General features: G+C 74.3%; 17 protein-coding genes. 10 read left to right on the forward strand and 7 right to left on the reverse strand.

All coding sequences use genetic code 11. The features are described 5' to 3' along the window. Positions 1–25 precede the first annotated feature (25 nt). The 3 genes from AQJ66_RS08605 to AQJ66_RS08615 are packed head-to-tail and all read right to left on the reverse strand — an operon-like array spanning position 26 to position 3086. Positions 26–1612: a hypothetical protein gene (locus tag AQJ66_RS08605; RefSeq protein ID WP_061918771.1), complete on the reverse strand. Its 1587-nt coding sequence runs from the start codon at positions 1610–1612 to the stop codon at positions 26–28. Beyond that, positions 1609–2385 (reverse strand): ABC transporter ATP-binding protein, encoded by a 777-nt coding sequence (locus AQJ66_RS08610; protein ID WP_061918773.1) that lies wholly within the window; start codon positions 2383–2385, stop codon positions 1609–1611. The genes AQJ66_RS08605 and AQJ66_RS08610 overlap by 4 nt, the downstream gene beginning before the upstream one ends. 47 nt (positions 2386–2432) lie before the next feature. Continuing rightward, the gene (locus AQJ66_RS08615) at positions 2433–3086 is read right to left on the reverse strand and encodes a bifunctional DNA primase/polymerase (protein WP_061918775.1); all 654 of its coding nucleotides are present in this window, start codon (positions 3084–3086) and stop codon (positions 2433–2435) included. Positions 3087–3346: 260 nt separating this feature from the next. Between AQJ66_RS08615 and AQJ66_RS08620 the strand changes: the two genes are divergently transcribed. Continuing rightward, on the forward strand, positions 3347–4732 hold the full coding sequence (locus AQJ66_RS08620; RefSeq protein ID WP_061918777.1) for an NsdA family TPR-like regulatory protein: 1386 nt from the start codon (positions 3347–3349) through the stop codon (positions 4730–4732). Positions 4733–4894: 162 nt separating this feature from the next. Beyond that, complete coding sequence (locus AQJ66_RS08625) at positions 4895–6475, forward strand: hypothetical protein (protein ID WP_061918779.1); 1581 nt, start codon at positions 4895–4897, stop codon at positions 6473–6475. 70 nt (positions 6476–6545) lie between these two features. Here the strand turns inward: AQJ66_RS08625 and AQJ66_RS08630 are convergent, their stop codons facing one another. Then, entirely contained in the window at positions 6546–7934 is a 1389-nt protein-coding gene (locus AQJ66_RS08630; RefSeq protein WP_079060166.1) for an ABC transporter substrate-binding protein, read from the reverse strand. A 117-nt stretch (positions 7935–8051) separates the two neighbouring features. Here AQJ66_RS08630 and AQJ66_RS08635 point away from each other — a divergent pair, with 117 nt between their 5' ends. Both AQJ66_RS08635 and purU read left to right on the forward strand, forming a co-directional pair. After that, a complete protein-coding gene (locus AQJ66_RS08635) occupies positions 8052–8552 on the forward strand; it encodes an SCO4402 family protein (protein WP_061918781.1) in 501 nt (166 codons plus the stop codon). Positions 8553–8643: 91 nt separating this feature from the next. Then, the gene (purU, locus tag AQJ66_RS08640; protein ID WP_061918783.1) at positions 8644–9525 is read left to right on the forward strand and encodes a formyltetrahydrofolate deformylase; all 882 of its coding nucleotides are present in this window, start codon (positions 8644–8646) and stop codon (positions 9523–9525) included. A gap of 164 nt (positions 9526–9689) precedes the next feature. Here purU and AQJ66_RS08645 read toward each other — a convergent pair whose 3' ends face one another. Then, a complete protein-coding gene (locus tag AQJ66_RS08645; protein ID WP_107118897.1) occupies positions 9690–10988 on the reverse strand; it encodes a zf-HC2 domain-containing protein in 1299 nt (432 codons plus the stop codon). Then, positions 10985–11557 carry a sigma-70 family RNA polymerase sigma factor gene (locus AQJ66_RS08650; protein WP_061918786.1) on the reverse strand — a complete coding sequence of 191 codons (573 nt, stop codon included), beginning with the start codon at positions 11555–11557 and terminating at the stop codon, positions 10985–10987. The genes AQJ66_RS08645 and AQJ66_RS08650 overlap by 4 nt, the downstream gene beginning before the upstream one ends. 333 nt (positions 11558–11890) lie before the next feature. On the opposite strand from AQJ66_RS08650, the gene AQJ66_RS08655 reads away from it, so the two are divergent. The 4 genes from AQJ66_RS08655 (at position 11891) to AQJ66_RS08670 (ending at position 14882) form a co-directional block, all read left to right on the forward strand. Further along, positions 11891–12271 (forward strand): STAS domain-containing protein, encoded by a 381-nt coding sequence (locus AQJ66_RS08655; protein ID WP_061918788.1) that lies wholly within the window; start codon positions 11891–11893, stop codon positions 12269–12271. 154 nt (positions 12272–12425) lie between these two features. Then, complete coding sequence (locus AQJ66_RS08660; protein WP_061918790.1) at positions 12426–12938, forward strand: EF-hand domain-containing protein; 513 nt, start codon at positions 12426–12428, stop codon at positions 12936–12938. Positions 12939–13036: 98 nt separating this feature from the next. After that, complete coding sequence (locus AQJ66_RS08665; RefSeq protein WP_159052543.1) at positions 13037–13501, forward strand: hypothetical protein; 465 nt, start codon at positions 13037–13039, stop codon at positions 13499–13501. An 895-nt stretch (positions 13502–14396) separates the two neighbouring features. Further along, entirely contained in the window at positions 14397–14882 is a 486-nt protein-coding gene (locus AQJ66_RS08670; RefSeq protein WP_061918794.1) for an ATP-binding protein, read from the forward strand. Between the two features lie 361 nt (positions 14883–15243). Here AQJ66_RS08670 and AQJ66_RS08675 read toward each other — a convergent pair whose 3' ends face one another. Then, positions 15244–16239 (reverse strand): GlxA family transcriptional regulator, encoded by a 996-nt coding sequence (locus AQJ66_RS08675; RefSeq protein WP_061918796.1) that lies wholly within the window; start codon positions 16237–16239, stop codon positions 15244–15246. 71 nt (positions 16240–16310) lie between these two features. Here AQJ66_RS08675 and AQJ66_RS08680 point away from each other — a divergent pair, with 71 nt between their 5' ends. Together AQJ66_RS08680 and AQJ66_RS08685 are read left to right on the forward strand one after the other, a co-directional pair. Further along, positions 16311–17615 (forward strand): MFS transporter, encoded by a 1305-nt coding sequence (locus AQJ66_RS08680; protein WP_061918798.1) that lies wholly within the window; start codon positions 16311–16313, stop codon positions 17613–17615. Between the two features lie 66 nt (positions 17616–17681). Next, a complete protein-coding gene (locus tag AQJ66_RS08685; protein WP_063804028.1) occupies positions 17682–18605 on the forward strand; it encodes a hypothetical protein in 924 nt (307 codons plus the stop codon). Positions 18606–18611 lie beyond the last annotated feature (6 nt).

The following is an 18611-nucleotide window of genomic DNA, read 5'->3' on the forward strand; positions in this document are numbered from 1 at the left end:
TCCCGCCCCGCCCGGACGGGCGCACTCACCCCTTGCTCACCGCCGCCAGGATCTCCGGCAGCCGGGCCGCCGTGCGGGGGGCGGCGAGGCGGAGGCCCGCCCAGGTGAGGGCCGCGCCGTAGGCGGCGCCGGCGGGCAGGAGCAGCCAGGTCCACGCGTCGCCGCCCGCGCTCACGTTGAGCCAGATGGCCGCGGTGATGACGGGGGAGCACAGCAGGGCCGCCGCGACCATGCCGCCGAAGATGGAGATCCAGGCGAGGCCGGCCTGGCCGGGGGCGACGTTCTTGTGGCCCTCCTGCGGGATGGAGTAGGGGAAGCGGGCCGAGGTCCAGGCGCCGGTCGCCAGCATGGCGCCGAGCAGGGCGAGGGAGAGGCCGAGCACCTCCGGCAGGCGCGGCCAGTCGCCGAGCAGGGCGGTGGTGACGACGGTGACGAGGGCGGCGTAGGGCAGCGTGATCGTCAGCAGGGCGAGCGCCCGGCCGCGCAGTTCGTCGTAGGCGTCCCGGGGCGAGGAGATCGTGAGGGCCACCATCCAGAAGGCGGAGGTGTCCTGCCCGAACTGGTTGTACATCTGGATGCCGAGCATCCCGGCGGCGAAGCACGCGAAGTAGATCGACCCGGTGCCCTGGACGGCGTTGAAGACCGGCACGATGAGCCCGATGGCGAGCGAGGTCACCCAGGCGGCCTTGGTCTTGGGGTCGCGCCAGACGTAGCGCAGGGCGCGTTCCATGACCGTGCCGGTGCGCCCGCCGGGCAGCAGCCGGGCGAGGCCGCCGGCGGAGCGGTCGCGGGTCCGGGTGTCGGCGGTCTGCAGCGTCGAGCCGTCGGGCGAGGTCATCAGCCGGGTCAGACTCCGCTCCCAGAGCGCGACCAGCAGGGCGAGTGCGGCCGCCGTCACGAGCAGGCGGGCGGCGGCGGCGCCGTACGATCCCTGGCTCGCCGCCCGGACGGCGCCCACCGCCGCGGCGGGCGGCACCCAGGACAGGACGTCCGCGACCGGCCGCAGCGGGCCGAGTCCCGCGGAACCGATCCGCTGGGCACCGAAGTTGACCAGCTGGGCGCCGACGGCGATCACGAGTCCGCTGAGGACGGCGAGGTCGCGTCCCCTCCTGCTGGTGAGCAGCCGTACGTTGGCGGCGGCGACGGCCCGCGCGAGCGCCACGCAGACCAGTAGCGCGAGGGCCACGGCGACGACGGCGACGGCGTAGGCGGCGCCGCCGTGGGCGACGGACAGTGCGCAGCCCGCCAGCACCAGCAGGGTGAACAGGGGGCCGATACCGACCAGGGAGGCCGCGAGCAGGGCGCGCACCAGCGGCCGGGGGCGCAGGGGCAGCATGACGAGCCGGGTCGGGTCCAGGGTCTCGTCGCCGCTCGGGAAGAACAGCGGCATCACCGCCCAGCCCAGGGCCAGCAAGGCCGTGCCGGGGACGGCGACGGTCTCGGCGTTCGCGTGGCCGCGCAGCGCGAGGAGGCCCAGCAGTTGCAGCAGCCCGAACAGCAGGGCGACGACGGCGGAGGCGACGAACGCGGAGCGGCGGCCGGAGGACTGCCGCAGCCCGCCGCGCAGCAGGGACAGTTTCAGGCGTACGACGGTGGCGGTGGTGCGGCTCATCGGGCGGCCCCGCCGCCCAGCCAGTCGAGGTCGGACGCGGCGTCCCGGCCGCGGGCCCCGACCAGTTCCAGGAAGGCCGCCTGGAGGGTGGGGTGCTCGCCGCGCACCTCGGCCAGGGTCCCGGTGGCGCGGATGCGGCCGGCCGCCATCACCGCGACCCAGTCGCACAGCGACTCGACCAGTTCCATGACGTGGGAGGAGAAGACGACGGTGGCCCCGGAGGCGGTGTACCGCTCGAGCACGCCGCGGATGGTCTGGGCGGAGACCGGGTCGACGCCCTCGAAGGGCTCGTCGAGGAAGAGGACTTCGGGGTTGTGGAGGAGAGCGGCCGCGAGTCCGATCTTCTTGCGCATGCCGGTCGAGTAGTCGACGACGAGTTTGTGCTGCGACCCGGCGAGGTCGAGCACGTCGAGCAGTTGGGTCGCCCGCTTGTCGACCTCGGCTCCGGGCAGCCCCCGCAGCCGTCCGGAGTAGCCGAGCAGTTCCCGTCCCGACAACCGCTCGAACAGCCGCAGTCCTTCGGGCAGTACGCCGATCCGCGCCTTGACGGCCACGGGATCGCGCCACACGTCGTGCCCGACGACGGAAACGGTCCCTTCGTCGGGTCGCAGCAGCCCGGTCACCATGGACAGGGTGGTGGTCTTGCCGGCGCCGTTGGGCCCGACCAGTCCGATGAACTTCCCGGCGGGCAGCTCCAGGTCGATCCCGCCGACGGCGACCTGCTGCCCGAACCGCTTCCAGAGCCCCCGTACACGCACTGCGACTTCGGTCATGCATGAAGGCTACGGCGGCGGCGGCTCCCCCGGGGGGCGGGCGTCGGTCAGCGGTCCCGGCCGCAGGCGTAGGCGAGCGGGGAGATCAGTTCCTCCGCGTCCGGCAGCCACCGGTTCGCGGGGGTGGGCCGGCAGGCCCACTGCACGGCTCCCCGGGACCCGAACCGGGTGGGCGGTGCGGCCACGTAGGCGCCTTCCCCGAGCGGCACCAGATCCAGCGAGGCCAGTGACCAGCCCAGCGTGTGCACCAGGTCGGAGACCTTGGCGGCGGCTCCCGGCAGGACGAAGAACTGCATGCGGCGGTCCGGGGTCAGCGTCACCGGCCCGAGCGTCAGCTCCATCCGCTCCATCCGGGCCAGCGCCAGGAAGCCGGCGCTCTCCGGGACCGACAGGGCGTCGAACGTACGTCCCGTGGGCAGCAGGATCGACGCCGTGGGCTGCCGCTGCCACATCCGCCGCGCGACGGTCGCGCTGCCGGTCGCCTGCGTCGCCCAGTCGGGGCGCGCGGGGTGCGCACCCGGCGCGGGGCAGGAGGCGTCACCGCACGAGCAGCGCTGGGTTCCGTCGGCGGCTTCCAGCCAGGTGCCCGGGACCACGTCCCAGTGCCGCTCCTCGGCGTAGCGCACGGCGGTGTCCAGCAGCGATTCCCCGCGCTGCTGCGGAATGTGAGCGGCTTCGGGGCCCGCGATCGTCTCTTCCACGCTCCACTCAACTCCCGCGCTCACCTCGGGTTACGGCCGTGGCGCGCGCGGGGGAGGAGCATCGATTCGGCAGCCGGGGCGCATGGGCGCACATCCGGGGGCGCGCGGGAGGAACGGGGGTCGGGGCTGGGTAGGCAGGGGTGGGGTGGCAACAGCCGTTACCCCGGCAAACCGCACATGTCACGCATTGACGGTATGTCAGCTGGGCAGTGATCTTCTGGTAATGATCGTCTGCTCCAGGGGTTCGCAGGGGGTAGCACATGGCCGCAAGGCCTCTCGTGGCGAGGCAGCCGAACGAACGGCTGCAGGCACTCATCCAGGAAGCGGGGTGCTCGAACGCCGGGCTGGCCCGGCGGGTCAACATGTGCGGGGCCGAGCACGGTCTCGACCTGCGCTACGACAAGACGTCCGTGGCCCGCTGGCTGCGCGGCCAGCAGCCGCGGGGCCGGGCCCCGGCGATCATCGCGGAGGCGCTCGGGCGCAAGCTCGGCCGTACGGTCACGATCGACGAGATCGGCATGGCCAACGGCAAGAACCTGGCCTCGGGTGTCGGTCTCCAGTTCTCGCCGACGGTACTGGGGGCCATCGAGCAGGTCTGCGAGCTGTGGCGCAGCGACGTGGGGCGCCGGGACTTCCTGTCCGGCTCCTCCGTCGCCGCCTCCGCGCTGGTCGAGCCCAGCCGCGACTGGCTGATCTCGGCGCCCGACGCGCAGGTGGCGCGGCAGGCGGGGCCGCGCGTGGGCATGGCCGACGTGGCGGCCGTGCGGTCCATGACCCAGGCGCTCACGGACCTGGACCACAGCTACGGCAGCGGGCACGTCCGCCCGGTCGTCGTCCACTACCTCAACAGCGTCGTCTCCGGGCTGCTGGCCGGCTCGTACCGGGAGGCGGTCGGCCGGGAGCTGTTCGCGACCGTCGCCCGACTGACCGAGCTGGCCGGGTACATGGCGGTCGACACCGGCCAATCGGGCCTCGCCCAGCGGTACTACATCCAGTCGCTCCGGCTCGCGCAGGCGGCCGGCGACCGCGGGTACGGCGGCTACGTCCTCGCCGCCTCCATGAGCCACCTCGCCGCCCAGCTCGGAAACCCGCGGGAGATCGCGCAGTTGGCGCGCGCGGCGCAGGAGGGGGCGCGGGGGCGGGTGACGCCGCGCGCGGAGGCGATGTTCCACGCCGCCGAGGCCCGGGGCCACGCCCTGCTCGGCGACGCCCGCGCGGCCCAGGCGTCCTCCGGGCGGGCGGTCGAGGCGATGGAGCGCGCGGACGCGGCCTGCGGTGACGACCCGGCCTGGATCGCCCACTTCGACGAGGCCTACCTCGCCGACGAGTTGGCGCACTGCCACCGGGACCTCGGGCAGGCCGAGGCGGCGGCCCGGTGCGCCGAGCAGTCGCTGGCCGGGCATCCCGAGAGCCGGGTCCGGCGCCGGGCCATCGGCTACGTGCTGCTCGCCACGGCCCAGGTGCAGCAGCGCGAGATCGAGCAGGCGTGCAGCACCGGCATGAAGGCGGTGGAGCTGCTGGAGACGCTGCGCTCCAACCGGGGCGCGGAGTACCTGGAGGATCTCCAGCAGCGCCTGGAGCCCTTCCGGGAGGAGGCGGTCGTCAGGGAGTTCGGGGCCCGCCTCGACCTGCAGCCGGCCGCCTGAACACCCGCCCCGCGGCCGCCTTTCGGGCGGTGGGCCGCGGGGCGGTCACGTGGTCGCCGGCACAGGGCGGAAGATCACGGTCCGAGCTGCGTGGCACCCGGCTCGGGGGACCCGGTAGCGTGAACCGACGATGCAGTAGGTCCCCCATTCGTAGGAGTCCCGGTGACGCAGAGTGGACAGGGCGAGGAGCCCTCGGCGCGGCCCGCGCACGAAGGCATCGTGCTGCCCTCCGACGGAGGCGAGCCCCTGTTGCCGGGTATGACGGGCACCCCCGCCCCGGCCGCGCCGGCCGGCGGCCAGGCCTGGGGCGGTGCCTGGGGCCCCGGCCATGAGGAGCCGCAGCCCCAGCCGGGCCAGGGCTGGCCGCCCGCGGCCGCCCAGCAGTGGGGCACCCCGGAGCAGCAGCCCGCCCCGGCCGGCCCCGGCCCGCTGCCTCCCGAGGGCGCCCCGGCACCGTCGTACGGCGGGCAGGCGCCCACCGGTCAGGCGGCGCACAACGGTCAGGCGTACGGCGGGCAGCAGGCGTACGGCGCCGGGTCCCACGAGGCCCAGGCCTACGGCGCTCCCGCCGATCCGTACGGGCAGCCGCAGCGGCAGTACCCGGCGCAGGGCGCTCCGCTGCCCCCGGCGGCCGACGGCGCGACCCAGTACCTGCCGCCCGTCCCGGCGGCCGCCGGGCCCGCCAACGTGCCGGCGGCCGAGGGCGCCACCCAGTACCTGCCCCCGGTCCCGGCGGCCTCCGCCGACGAGGGCGCCACGCAGTACATCCCGCCGGTGCCGTCCGGCTCGCTGCCGCCGGAGTCGGCCGGGGAGCAGACGCACTACCTGGGCACGGGGGCGCAGCGGCCGGCCGGTCACCCCGACGCGGAGGCCACCCAGTACATACCGCCGTACGCCGGTCAGGCGCAGGGTGGGGACCAGCAGCCGCCCGCCGAGTTCGACAACCTCTTCCGCGGCGGCCCGGCCGGCCCGGAGAGCCCGGCCGGGGCCACCCAGCAGATGCCGCGCGTCCCGCAGTCCGGCGGCTACCCGGGCCACCCGGGGGCGCCGCAGCCGCCGCAGCCGTCCTACGGCTCGCCGGCGGACCCGGACGACGGCCGGCGCGGCTCGGGGCGGTCCGGATCGCGGGTGCCGCTGATCGCCGCGATCGGGGTCGGCATCGTGGTGCTCGGCTTCGGCGTCGGCGCGCTGCTCAGCGGCGGCGGCGGGGACGGCAAGGGCGGGGACGACAAGACCGTCGCCGCCTCGTCCCCGGCCGTCCAGCAGTCCTCCGCACCCGCCGCCGACCCCGCCAAGCAGCAGGCGGTCGCCCTGGACAAGCTGCTCGCCGACAGCGGCAGCAGCCGCGCCTCGGTGATCCAGGCGGTGGCGAACGTCCGGCAGTGCGACAACCTCGGCCAGTCCGCCACCGACCTGCGCAACGCGGCCCGGCAGCGCACCGACCTGGTCACCCGGCTCGGCAAGCTGTCCGTGGACAAGCTGCCGGCCAACGGCGAGCTGACCGCCGCGCTCACCCGGGCCTGGCAGGCGTCCGCCGCCGCCGACAACCACTACGCGGCCTGGGCCGACCAGGTCGGCGGCCGGAAGGGCTGCCACAAGGGACACGCCCGCAACACGCCCCAGACGCAGGCCGGCAACCGGGAGAGCGGCACCGCCAGCGCGCAGAAGGTGAAGGCGGCGGCGCTGTGGAACGCCATCGCCGGCAAGTACGGCCTGACCCAGCGCCAGCCGACCCAGCTGTGACGGGCGCGGGCCCGGACCTCTGCGGTCCGGGCCCGCGTTCCGTCCGGGGCCGTGTCAGTCCGGGCCCGCGTCAGTCCAGGTCCGCGTTCTCCAGCGTGCTCGTCATGTCGGTGATCCCGTCGATGCCGGAGCCCCGGGCCGGCTCGGCCTCCACCAGCTCGCCGCCGCGGACCACCTGGAGGCTGACGTCGGCGTTGACGAGGCGCGGCAGGCCGAGTGCGGCGAGCCTGCTCGCGTACGGCCAGCGCAGGGTCGGGGTGAGGCCGCCGGTGGACACCTTCAGGCCGCCGTCGAGGGTGCGCCGCACGGTGTCGGCGCTCACCTCGCCTGCGCCGATCTTCTCCAGGGCGGCCCGGAGCACGGTGTAGGCGATCCAGGTGGTCTGCACCCCGGCGTCCGCGGGGTCGATGCGGTTGTCGCCGAAGGCCTCCTCGTCGATCACCCTCTTCATCGGCTTCCAGCGCCGGTCGGAGGCGGGCGGGTACCAGCCGGTGATGTACGCCCCCTCGTACGGGCCCGACGCCCCGCCGGTCGCGTTGATCACGCTCTGGTCGACGCTGCCGAGCACGGTCGCCGTGCGCACCGACGGGTAGGCGTCGCGGGTGCGCCGGAAGGAGTCCATGAAGGTGTCGGTGCGGTCCCCGAGGGCGGGCACCACGCAGCCCTTCCGCGCCTGCTGCCCGGCCGGTGCCGTGGCCGTCGCGCCCGTGAGCCCCTTCACCGGCGCCTTGTCCGTCCCCTGGGACGCGTACCGCAGCGCCTGCTCGGCCTGGTCGCCGTACTCGGTGGCGTTCTCGGCGGCGAGCTGGTCGCCGGCCGGCGCGTGGCCGCCCGCCTTCAGGCCCGAGTCGAGCAGGGCGGGCAGCTGGTCGCCGGCGATGCTGTCGGGGCGGACCAGGGAGACCGGGCCGCAAGCGGCCGCCAGGGCCCGGCCGAGACCGGCCAGCAGGGCGGGCTGGCCGCCGTTGACCGGGTACGACATGGTTCCGGTGAACTCGTCGTTGGTGACGCCGTACCCGCCGATGTAGGGGATGCCGGCGCTCTCCAGCGGGGCGAGGAAGGAGTCGCCGAACTGGCTGTAGGAGCCGACCACCGCGACCGCGCCCTCGGTGGCCGCGCGCCGGGCGCACCGTGCGGCGCCGACGCTGTCGTTGTGGTCGTTGCAGGTGAGGATCTCCAGCCTGCGGCCGTGGATGCCGCCGCGGGAGTTGATCCACTTGCCGTAGGCGCGGGCCATGGCGGGCATGCCGGGTTTGTTGGTGGCGTCGGTGTCCTGCGGCGCCCAGGTCATGACCTTGATCGGGCCGTCCCCGGAGCCCCCCGTGGCACCGGGGATGGCCCCGCACCCGGCGGTGAGCGACGCGCAGGCGGCCAGGGCCCCCGCCGACAGCGCGGTGGCTCTGACGGGCCGCGGGAGGAAGTGGAGGAAAGTGCTGCGGAAGCGTCGGCTGCCGGTCATGCACATGCACGATTCCCTCACACCGCTAACCGAGGTGTGACCGTCGTTCAACGGTACGTGACAGACAGGTGAATTACAGGGGCGGGTGAGACATGTGCGACCGGGAACGTACGATCGATGACCGTGCAAGGTTCGGAGAACTCTTCCCGTCGCGGCCGTCGCTCCTCCACCATGGGCGGCATGCCACTGAACGACATGCCGTGGTGGCGCTGGCGCAGCAACGTGCGTTCCGCGCTGCACATGCTCTCCGATCCGGTGTTCCAGAGGGACGTCTGGCTGGCCGGCGTGGACGGCTACGGTGACGTCACCGACGCCGTGTACCGGCTGGTGGAGGACACCTGGCTGGACAACTGGTCGGCGGAGAAGTACGTGGGCACGATCTTCCGGGACTCCCAGGAGGCGGCGCTCGTGGACACCGCCGTGCTGCGGGTGCTGCGGATCATGCACCAGGTCGGCCCGGACGCACCGGTCGCCGCCTACCTCGAGCACCAGGCGTGGCCGGAGGCGGTGCGGGCGGCGCGGGACGCGCACCTGCGCCTGTCGGCCGGCGACGGCGACGACCCCGACGTCCCGCCGCGCAGCCTGGAGGTCCTGCGGATCATGACGAGGGCCGCGTAGCCCGTCCCGTCGCGCCCGCATGTCCCGTCCGCCGTCCCGCCCTGCGGGACGACCGTCCGCGGGGGCGGGGCGGTATGGGAACCTGTGGTGCATGAATGAGCAGTCCGCCCCCGTCGCCGTCCCGGCCGACCAGTACGTCCTCACGCTCTCCTGCCCGGACAAGCAGGGCATCGTGCACGCCGTGTCGAGCTACCTGTTCATGACCGGCTGCAACATCGAGGACAGCCAGCAGTTCGGCGACCACGACACGGGTCTGTTCTTCATGCGCGTCCACTTCTCGGCGGACGCTCCGGTGACGGTGGACAAGCTGCGGGCGAGCTTCGCGGCGATCGGTGACTCCTTCCACATGGACTGGCAGATCAACCGGGCCGACGAGAAGATGCGCATCGTGCTGATGGTCAGCAGGTTCGGGCACTGCCTGAACGACCTGCTGTTCCGGGCGCGGACCGGGGCGCTGCCGGTGGAGATCGCGGCCGTGGTGTCCAACCACACCGACTTCGCCGAGCTGGTGGGCTCGTACGGCATTCCCTTCCACCACATCCCGGTGACGAAGGAGACGAAGGGCGACGCCGAGGCGCGGCTGCTGGACCTCGTGCGCGAGGAGCGGGTCGAACTCGTCGTCCTCGCCCGGTACATGCAGGTGCTCTCCGACGACCTGTGCAAGCAGCTGAGCGGGCGGATCATCAACATCCACCACTCGTTCCTGCCGAGCTTCAAGGGCGCGAAGCCGTACCACCAGGCGCACGCGCGGGGCGTGAAGCTGATCGGCGCCACGGCGCACTACGTCACCGCCGACCTCGACGAGGGGCCGATCATCGAGCAGGAGGTCGAGCGGGTCGGGCACGACGTGACCCCGGAGGGGCTGGTCGCGATCGGGCGCGACGTGGAGTGCCAGGCGCTGGCGCGTGCCGTGAAGTGGCACGCGGAGCGGAGGATCCTGCTGAACGGGCGGCGGACGGTGGTGTTCGCCTAGCGGCTCGAGGGTGCCTGTTTCCGGGCGGCTGCGGGTGGTTGGTGATCGATCGCGCAGTTCCCCGCGCCCCTGTCGGGGCGTTCGGTGGCCGTGCTTCAGGGGCGCGGGGAACTGCCCGAGAACACCCCACGCACCCGCGGCCGACCACGAAACCGCGGCCACCCCTACATCCGGCTCAGCCCAGCGGCGGCGAACAGCACCTCTCTGATCGCCTCCCGGTCGCCCACCTGCCCGGCCGCGGCCTCCTCCGGCGGGACGTGGCCGGCGGCCAGCTTGCAGAACTCCACGCCGTCCAGGGCCACATGGGCGACCTCGAGGTCGGCGGACCCCACGGCGCCGGGTGAGTCGAGGGGGATGAGCCACTCCCCGCCGGCCGTGCCCTCGATCTCCAGGCGCAGGCTGCGGCCGGGCGTGCCCGCGGGGACCAGGTGCGGGGCCGCGGCAGCGGCGGACCGGCCCTGGCGGCGGCGCTCGGCGAGGGCGACCGGCAGCATCCTGGCGGCGAGGTCGATCATCCGGTTCAGGTGGCGGGGCGCGGGCGGTTCGTAGGGGTAGTCCACCGCCTCCGCGATGTCCTCCGCGTGCACCCAGCACTCGAAGGCCCGGTCCAGCATGGCGTCCCGCAGCGGCAGCGCGAAGTCGCCGTACGGCACCGCCGGGCCGTCGGCGGTGCCGGTGACGGACACCGTCCGCACGAGGCTGTGGCTCTGCTCCCGCCAGGGCCCGCGCACGGACCGCGTCGGCGGGAAGTGGGACGTCCGCCAGAACGCCTCGGTGCGCCCGCCCGGTCCGCGCACGGCCTCCTCGCCCTTCTCGACGACGTCGGCCAGCGGATCGTCCAGCCCGAGCGCGACCGCGACCAGGCCGTCCACCGACAGCAGGTGCGCGATCACCCCGGCCACCGTCGTGCGGCGGCTCGTCGCCGCGTCGCCCCGGAACCAGCGCAGCCGCACCGGGGCGTGCCACTCGGCGTCCCCGAAGTCCTGCAGGAGCGCGTCGAGTCGGGCGGTCTCGGCGTCGTAGGGAGCCGCCCACTCGGGCACCGGGATGCGCGGGGGCCGCCGGTCCAGGCAGCTCTGCAGGACGCGGGTGCGCAGCGCGGGGTCCAGGTCGAGGGTCTCGGGCTGGTGCAGCAGGCCGACCGCCTCGCGCAGCCGGAGCGCCTCCTCCGCGCAGGGGCCGCAGCCGCCGAGGTGGTCCTCCACGGCGGCCGTCTCCGCCGCCGAGCAGGCGGCCAGCGCCCAGGCGCCGAGGAGCGACTTCAGGACGTCGTGCGACAGGTCGAGCGGCACGGGTGCGGGGTCCCCCAGGTCGGCGAGGTCGGGCAGCGGCAGTCCGGTGTCCTCGACGGAGGCGCGCGGCGGCGGTATGCGCGGCGGCCGGCCGGGTCCGGCGGCCGCGCCGTCGCCGCGGCCCTCGCCGGGTCCGTCGTCGTACGCCCCGGAGCCTTCGGTGCCGTTCACGCCGCACCTCCGTGTCCGGGCGGGCCGCCGGCGTCGTGGGCGGTGGACAGCAGCTGGAGTCCGAGGCGCAGCCGGCGGCGGGCCTCGTCCTCCGTGACGCCGAGGTCGGCCGCGGTCTGGCGGTAGTCGCGGCGCTGGAAGTAGGCCAGCTCCAGGGCGGCGCGCAGCGGGGCGGGCATGGAGTGGACGATGTAGTCGGCGCGGGCGGCGACCGAGGCGCGGCTCACCTTGCGCTCCAGTTCGCCGGCGCGGTCGCCGTCCGCCTCCGTGAGGGAGGCGGCCTCGGTGGCGCGCAGCCGCTGCACGGCCAGGCGGTGGGTGACCGCGGCGACCCAGGAGCGGAGCGGGCCCTGCTGGGGGTCGTAGCTGTCGGGGTGCTCCCAGACGTGGCCGAAGACCTCCCGGGTGACGCCGTCGGCGGCGTGCTCGTCGCCTAGGACGCGGTGGGCGAGGCTGTGCACGAGGGAGGCGAAACGGTCGTACAGCTCGCCGAGGGCGGCCGCCTCGCCGCGCGCGAGCCGCTGCTGCATCCTGCGGTCCCAGCGGGGCGGTAGGTCCTTCTGCACCATGCGGCCCCTCCCTTCGCGCTCGTCCGGCACGTCCAGCGTGTCCGCACCGTCCTCTCGAATGTAGTCGGCACGTCCGACCGTGCACGCCCCTTTATGTCAATGTGCGCCCCCCGGGGCACCGCAGGTGATAGTGCCCCCTTCACAGTTCCTTCACGCCACCGGCGTCCAGCTTCGATCGAACAGGATCGATAGTGACCGAAACAAGCCCTCTGTCGATCGCGCGCGGTTTGCTGCCCGAAGTTTCAGGGAACGGCCGCTGGGCAGCCGCGCGGAAAGATACGTAGGAACTGCTTCCGCTTCCGGGCGGTTCCGGGGATCCGCGAGTGGAGGGGCATGGCCGTGGCATTCAAGGTGACCGGCGCCGAACAGGGCGAGTGGGCCGTGCTCCAGGTGTGCGGGGAACTGGACCTGATGACCTCACCGGTGCTGCGCCAGCGGGTGCACGACGTGGTCGCCGAGGGCCACCACAGCCTGGTCCTCGACCTGTCCGAGGTGTTCTTCTGCGACTCCAGCGGGGTCGGCGTCCTCATAGCCGCCCGCCGGCTGATCCGGTCCTGCCAGGGCCGGCTGCGGCTGATCCTGCCGGACCGGGGCGCGGAGGACGGCTCGCACGTCAACCGGGTCCTCGGCGCGCTCGGCGTGCGCCGGCTCTTCGACGTCCACCCCGACGTGACGACCGCCACCGCCGACGAGGCGGGCCCCCTCTCCGCCTGAGCGTGCCCCGCGCGCCCGCCGCTCGCCACAGAGTTGTCGCGGAATTCCCCCGGTCCAGGCACAACCGCCGCTTTCCCGTCACGTCACCGCCGCCCGCGACGTACGCTCCCTGCCAGATCGACCCCCACGTCAACGTAAGGCGGCCCGAACAGACATGGTCAGCACCGAGTACGAGCGCAGGATCGCCGCCCGGTTCGCCGGCTTCGACCAGGACGGCAACGGCACCATCGACCGCGAGGACTTCAACGCGGCGGCCAAGGCCCTGCTCGCCGAGTTCGCCGTACCCGCCCGCTCCGACCGGGGGCAGGCGCTCTACGCCGGCGCCGAGGCCTTCTGGCAGGGCATGGCCGGCATCGCGGACCGCGACGGCGACCAGCGCATCACCCGCGAGGAGTTCGTCACCGGCGCGGTCAAGCGCCTGCGCGACAATCCCGACCGCTTCGCCGAGATCGCCCGCCCCTTCCTGCACGCGGCCCTGGCCGTCGCGGACCCGGACGCCGACGGCCACGCCACCGTCCCCGACACCGCTCGCGTCCTGCGGGTCCTGCACGTCCCCGAGGACGTCGCCCGCGCGACGGCCGCCGCCCTCGACACCGACGGCGACGGCAGGGTCTGCGAGAACGACATCGTCCCGGCGTTCGCCCGCTACTTCACCGTGCCCGAGTAGCGCACACCGTCCGCCCCCTTACCCCACGAGGCGGGGGGACCGGGTGACATTTCCCGAACCGTCCGGGCGACCACCTCACCCTCGCCACAGTGGGACGCGTGACATGGACAGTGTTGGCGTCGTTCGCCGGCGCCGTGGTCGGTGCGCTCGCCTCGTCGTGGGCGGTGGTGCGGCGCACGGCTCATGAACGCTCGGAGGAGCGCCGCAAGGAGCAGGTCACCCACCTCACCGCCTTCCTGGCCGCCGTGCAGGAGGCCGAGCGGGTCGCCGTGGACCGCTGGCACCACCGGATGAGCGACGAGCGGTGGCAGGCGCGGGCACGGCGGGCCGTCGACCGGGTGTGGGTGACGCAGAAGACCCTCCACCTGCTCTGCTCGACCGAGATCAACGACGCGGCCCGCAAGCTGGCCTTCGCCGTGCACGAGGTGGTCAGGGACGGCCCCGGGGACCCGGACGACCCGCAGGACGAGAAGGTCTGGGCGTACATCCGCCCCAGCCGGAACGAGTTCCTCGACGCCGGGAAGCGCCACCTGAGGGCGGCACCCTCGGGCCGGCGGTCCTGAGAACCGCGGGCCGTGCAACACGCCCGGACCCGAGAGTAGTTCGGCCCGGCCGATCGGGGCCTGCGGCCGTCAAACACCTGTGCGCCGACCTGCCGGTGCGTCGCCGGGACGGCCCGGGCGGCGGTGTGAGCGGCCGCCGCGACGGCAGGCCCCGCAGGCATCGCGGCCGCCCGGCCGCCGGCCGACGGCGCCGCGGTGCGCGGCGCCCGGGACCGCCTCCAGGTGCCCGGCGGCATGGGCTCCACCTGGGAAGCGGACGTCCACCGGCACCTGAAGCGCGCCTGGGACGCGGGCCGGACGCTGAGGCGGGGGCACGGAGAGTGAGGAGGCTTTGGCCATCGGCCTGACGGCCTGACGGGCCGGTAACCCGGCGGTCAGGCCCACCCCTTGAGCCTTGGCCTGGGATGTCACGCATCGTGGCACGGGCGAGGTCACGGAGCGTCGATACCGGGTTGTGTCCTCCGGGCGGTCTCGTCACGGCCCGGAGTCGGCCGTCCGCTCCGGTACCTTGTGTGGGATGCGAGTGGCTGTGAGCACGAGCCGTGCCGGAGATTCCCCTGGGGCGTCCCCGCAGCACCCGGTGCGCACCGCTGCTCACCGGGCGGTAAGGGCTTGCGCCGCCGCCCGTTCGACTGCCCCGCACATGCGTCGCACAGTATGCCGCACGCGTACTCCTTCGCGCTGGAATATGCCCGAAGCGCTTGTTGGGGTGACTGTACGTCAACCATGCTGTCGCGTAAGGGAATCACGTTCCGTGACCCTTGCTCTGGCCGTTGTCCTGGCCATGCAGAAAATGGCTACGATCGTGGCCCTCGCCGCGCCGCCCGTCACGGTGTCCGCCGTGCCGGCCGGGTGGCGTGGGGTCGCGAGTCCGCCGGTTCGGATGGTGTGAGCGGTGCAGGTGCTTCAAGTACAGCTGGAGATCCGGCCCGACCCCGCGGAGGTGGGCCGGGCCAGGCGGTGGGCCCGGTCGCGGCTCGCCGGGCTGGGGATAGAGGCCGACGAGCCCTTGGCCGAGACGCTGGTCCTGCTCGTCTCCGAGCTGGTGACCAACGCCGTGGTCCACACGGGCCGCCCGGCCGTGCTGCGGCTCTCCCTGCCGGGTGCGGCGGAGACGGCGCCCGCGGCCACCGTGCGGCTCGAGGTCGCCGACGCCAGTTCCCGGGCGCCCGTCCCGCGCTGCGCCGGCGGGGACGCCACGGGCGGGCGCGGCCTGGCCCTCGTCGACTGCCTCGCCGACCGCTGGGGCTGGAGCCCCGAGGACACCGGCAAGCGCATCTGGTGCGAGCTGGACCGCTGCGCGTCCACCGGACAGGGCGCGGCGGCGGCGTACGGGATCGGGCTGTCCGCCTACGAGGACCTCGCGTTCGAGGCGGTCTAGCGCCCGGCGCGGTGTGCGCCGGGGGTGCATCCGTGCGCGGTCCCCGTGAAGCGCGCCGGCCGGAGAAATCGGCCCCTCGGTGTTGACGGCTCGTGACGGGTTGATCACGCTGGTGGGCGACGATTCGCCGTGAGGGGACGGCGAGGGCTTGACGACGGCGGTCCTCGTCGAGTGTGGGTCGCACCGGGTGGCGGCGCGGCGTGAACGCAGGGGGAGGCCCGCCGCCAACCGGCCCGCCCGGGACGGCCGTCCGCGTCCCCGTCGCCCCGGTGAGCGGTTCCGGCGTCGCCGGCGGCGGGAACGCGCACCGTCCCGCTCCTCCACAGGCTGTGGACAACTTTTCGGGATTCCCGATCCGGCCTCACGTCCTGACGCCCGTCCGGAAGGTCCGCCGGTACGCGGTGGGTGTGACGCCGAGCGCCTGCTGCAGGTGCTGCCGCATCGACTGGGCCGTGCCGAAGCCGGCGTCCCGGGCCACCTGGTCGACCGAGAGGTCGGTGGACTCCAGCAGGTGGCGGGCGCGTTCGACGCGCTGCTGGGTGAGCCACTGGCCGGGGCTGATGCCGGTCTCCTCACGGAAGCGGCGGGTGAAGGTGCGCACCGACATGGCCTCCTGCTCGGCCATGTCCCGCAGCTGGATCGGCTCGTGCAGCCGGCCGAGGGCCCAGGTGCGGGCCGTGGTGGTCGTGGCGAGCTGCGGGTCCGGGACGGGGCGGTCGATGAACTGGGCCTGGCCGCCGTCGCGGTGGGGCGGGACGACCGTGCGGCGGGCCACGTCGTTGGCGACGGCCGTGCCGTGGTCGCGGCGGACCATGTGCAGGCACAGGTCGATGCCCGCGGCCACTCCGGCCGAGGTCAGCACGTCCCCGTCGTCGATGAAGAGCACGTCGGCGTCCACCTCGACCTCGGGGAACATCCGCTGGAAGCGGTCGGCGTCCGCCCAGTGCGTGGTCGCCGGGCGGCCGTCCAGGTAGCCGGCGGCGGCCAGGACGTACACGCCGGTGCAGATGGAGGCCAGGCGGGTGCCGGGGCGGATGCGGGCGAGCGCGGCGGACAGCTCCCCGGTCAGCCTGCCCTCCTCGTAGACCGGGCCGAGCTCGTACGACGCCGGGACGATCACCGTGTCGGCCCGCTCCAGGGCCTCCGGGCCGTGGGCGACGTGCACCGCGAAGTCGGCGTCCGTCTCGACGGGCCCGGGCGGCCGGACCGAGCAGGTCACCACCTCGTACAGGTGCCGCCCCGCGGCGTCCTTGGGGCGCCCGAAGATGCGGTGCGGGATGCCCAGTTCGAAGGGGAGAAGGCCGTCCAGCGCGAGGACGACGACACGATGCGGGCGGTGGTCCTGGCCGGAGGTCATGGCCCGATCCTAGCGAATGCTGTCCCTCGGGCCACTCGCTGGAAGGTTCAACCACCCGGCATCTTTGTGACGTGACTCAGACAAGCGAAGCCGCAGCTCCCGTCCAGGCCCCCGTTCCGCGGCGCCGGGGCGTGCACCGTGCCTGGTTCGTCGCCGCCGTCACCTTCGTCACCATCATCGGCGCGGCCGCCTTCCGTTCCCTGCCGGGCCTGCTCATCGACCCACTGCACCAGGAGTTCGGCTGGTCGCGCGGCACGATCGGCGCGGCCGTCTCCGTCAACCTCGCCCTCTACGGGCTCACCGCGCCCTTCGCCGCCGCGCTGATGGACCGCTTCGGCATCCGCCGGGTCGTCGCCGTGGCGCTGACCGTGATCGCGCTGGGCGCCGGCCTGACCGTGTGGATGACGGCGCCCTGGCAGCTCCTGCTGTGCTGGGGCCTGCTGGTCGGGCTCGGCTCCGGGTCCATGGCGCTGGCCTTCGCGGCGACCGTCACCCACCGCTGGTTCACCGCACGGCGCGGCCTGGTCAGCGGCATCCTCACCGCGGCCTCCGCCTCCGGCCAGCTCATCTTCCTGCCGCTGCTGTCCTGGATGGTCGAGGCGCACAGCTGGCGCCCGGCCGCCGTGACGGTGGCCCTGGCCGCGCTCGCCGTCGTGCCCTTCGTGTGGATCCTGCTGCGCGACCACCCGGCCGACGTGGGCCTGAAGCCCTACGGCGCCACGGAGTTCGTGCCGAAGCCGCCGCCGCTCACCGGCGCGGCCCGCCGCACGCTCACGGTCCTCGCCTCGGCCGCCCGCACCGGCCCCTTCTGGCTGCTCGCCGGTACCTTCGCGATCTGCGGCGCCTCCACCAACGGCCTGGTGCAGACCCACTTCGTGCCCGCCGCCCACGACCACGGCATGCCCGTCACGGCGGCGGCCTCGCTGCTCGCGGTCGTCGGCGTGTTCGACGTCGCCGGCACGATCGCCTCCGGCTGGTTCACCGACCGCTTCGAACCGCGCCGGCTGCTCGCCGTCTACTACGCGCTGCGCGGCGTCGCGCTGCTCTTCCTGCCGATGCTCCTGGCCCCGTCGGTGCACCCGCCGATGGTCTTCTTCATCGTCTTCTACGGCCTCGACTGGGTCGCCACCGTCCCGCCCACCCTGGCCCTGTGCCGGGAGCAGTACGGCGAGGACAGCGCCATCGTCTTCGGCTGGGTGCTCGCCGCCCACCAGGTCGGCGCGGCCCTCGTCGCCTTCCTCGGCGGCGTCGCCCGCGACGCCTTCGGCTCCTACGACCTGGTCTGGTACGCCTCCGGCACCCTGTGCGCGATGGCGGCCCTGATGGCCCTGGTCATCCGCCGCCGCCCCGCGCTCCCCTCGCTCGCGGCGGCCTGACCCGACCCGGGCCGGGCCTCGGCCCCGCCGTCGCCCCCGCACCGGGCTGTGCCTACGCTCTGCCCCATGGGGTGGGAAAACGACGGTAAAGAGCGGCCGGGAACCGGCCGGCTCTGGACGGCCGCCGACCTGGGGGCGGCCATGTCCCTCGGCGGGGCGCAGCTCCCGGCGGCCGGGCTGCTGGCCTGGGTCTACGTCAGCACGACCCGGGACGACTACGGCGCGGGTTACGGCGGAGCCCTCGCCGCGTTCTTCGTACTCCTCGTCGGGGTCGTCGTCGTACCCGTGCTGCTGCCGCTGCTGAGCGCGGCGCTGACGTTCGCGCTCACCCTGCCCTCGGTGGTCCTCGCCCGGCTCGCCGCCCGCCGCGCCGGCGGCCCGTCCTGGCTCTGGCACCTGCCCGCACCGGCCGTCCCGGCCGCCCTCTGGGGCGTGCTGACGCTCCCGCTCTGGCCGCTCACCACGTCCGTGCCGGCCCTCACGGCACTGGGCCTGCCGCCCACCCTCTGGGTGGCACTCGCGCGCGGGCGCGCCTGGCGGCCGTCGGGCGTCTGGTGGCGCGCCGCGGCCGGCTCGGCCGTCCTGCTGGTGGCGGCCCTGGGCGGCGCCGTCCTCGCCACCGAGACGGGCCTGATCCACCGGTACGAGCCTCCGCGGCTGAGCACCGGGCGGCTCGCCGGGGTCTGGCGCGGCGCGGGCGGGGCCGAGCTGCGGCTGAGCCCCGACGGGCGGGCGGAGGCGGTACGGCTGCCGGCCCAGCCACCCGACTACGACTGGCTCGACAAGGAGTACGTGCGCTGCGGGGGCACGGGCACCTGGCGGCCGGAGGACCGGGACGACCTGGACCGGCGCGGCATCCGGCTCAGGCTCGACGGCCACTGCGGTGAGGACACCGACTGGTCCTTCGGCGGCACCGAGGACGCCCCCGAACTGTTCGTGCTCTTCGGCGACCCGGACGCGGGCACGCTGCGCGTCCTCAGAAGGGCGTAGGCCTCA

The sequence above is a fragment of the Streptomyces bungoensis genome (genome assembly GCF_001514215.1).
Classification (GTDB): Bacteria; Actinomycetota; Actinomycetes; order Streptomycetales; family Streptomycetaceae; genus Streptomyces; species Streptomyces bungoensis.

Coding starts and splice junctions, on each gene's coding strand:
- AQJ66_RS08605 (WP_061918771.1), bottom strand. CDS start 1,612: ATGAGCCGCACCACCGCCACCGTCGTACGCCTGAAACTGTCCCTGCTG.
- AQJ66_RS08610 (WP_061918773.1), bottom strand. CDS start 2,385: ATGACCGAAGTCGCAGTGCGTGTACGGGGGCTCTGGAAGCGGTTCGGG.
- AQJ66_RS08620 (WP_061918777.1), top strand. CDS start 3,347: ATGGCCGCAAGGCCTCTCGTGGCGAGGCAGCCGAACGAACGGCTGCAG.
- AQJ66_RS08630 (WP_079060166.1), bottom strand. CDS start 7,934: ATGACCGGCAGCCGACGCTTCCGCAGCACTTTCCTCCACTTCCTCCCG.
- AQJ66_RS08635 (WP_061918781.1), top strand. CDS start 8,052: ATGACCGTGCAAGGTTCGGAGAACTCTTCCCGTCGCGGCCGTCGCTCC.
- purU (WP_061918783.1), top strand. CDS start 8,644: ATGAATGAGCAGTCCGCCCCCGTCGCCGTCCCGGCCGACCAGTACGTC.
- AQJ66_RS08650 (WP_061918786.1), bottom strand. CDS start 11,557: ATGGTGCAGAAGGACCTACCGCCCCGCTGGGACCGCAGGATGCAGCAG.
- AQJ66_RS08655 (WP_061918788.1), top strand. CDS start 11,891: ATGGCCGTGGCATTCAAGGTGACCGGCGCCGAACAGGGCGAGTGGGCC.
- AQJ66_RS08660 (WP_061918790.1), top strand. CDS start 12,426: ATGGTCAGCACCGAGTACGAGCGCAGGATCGCCGCCCGGTTCGCCGGC.
- AQJ66_RS08675 (WP_061918796.1), bottom strand. CDS start 16,239: ATGACCTCCGGCCAGGACCACCGCCCGCATCGTGTCGTCGTCCTCGCG.
- AQJ66_RS08685 (WP_063804028.1), top strand. CDS start 17,682: ATGGGGTGGGAAAACGACGGTAAAGAGCGGCCGGGAACCGGCCGGCTC.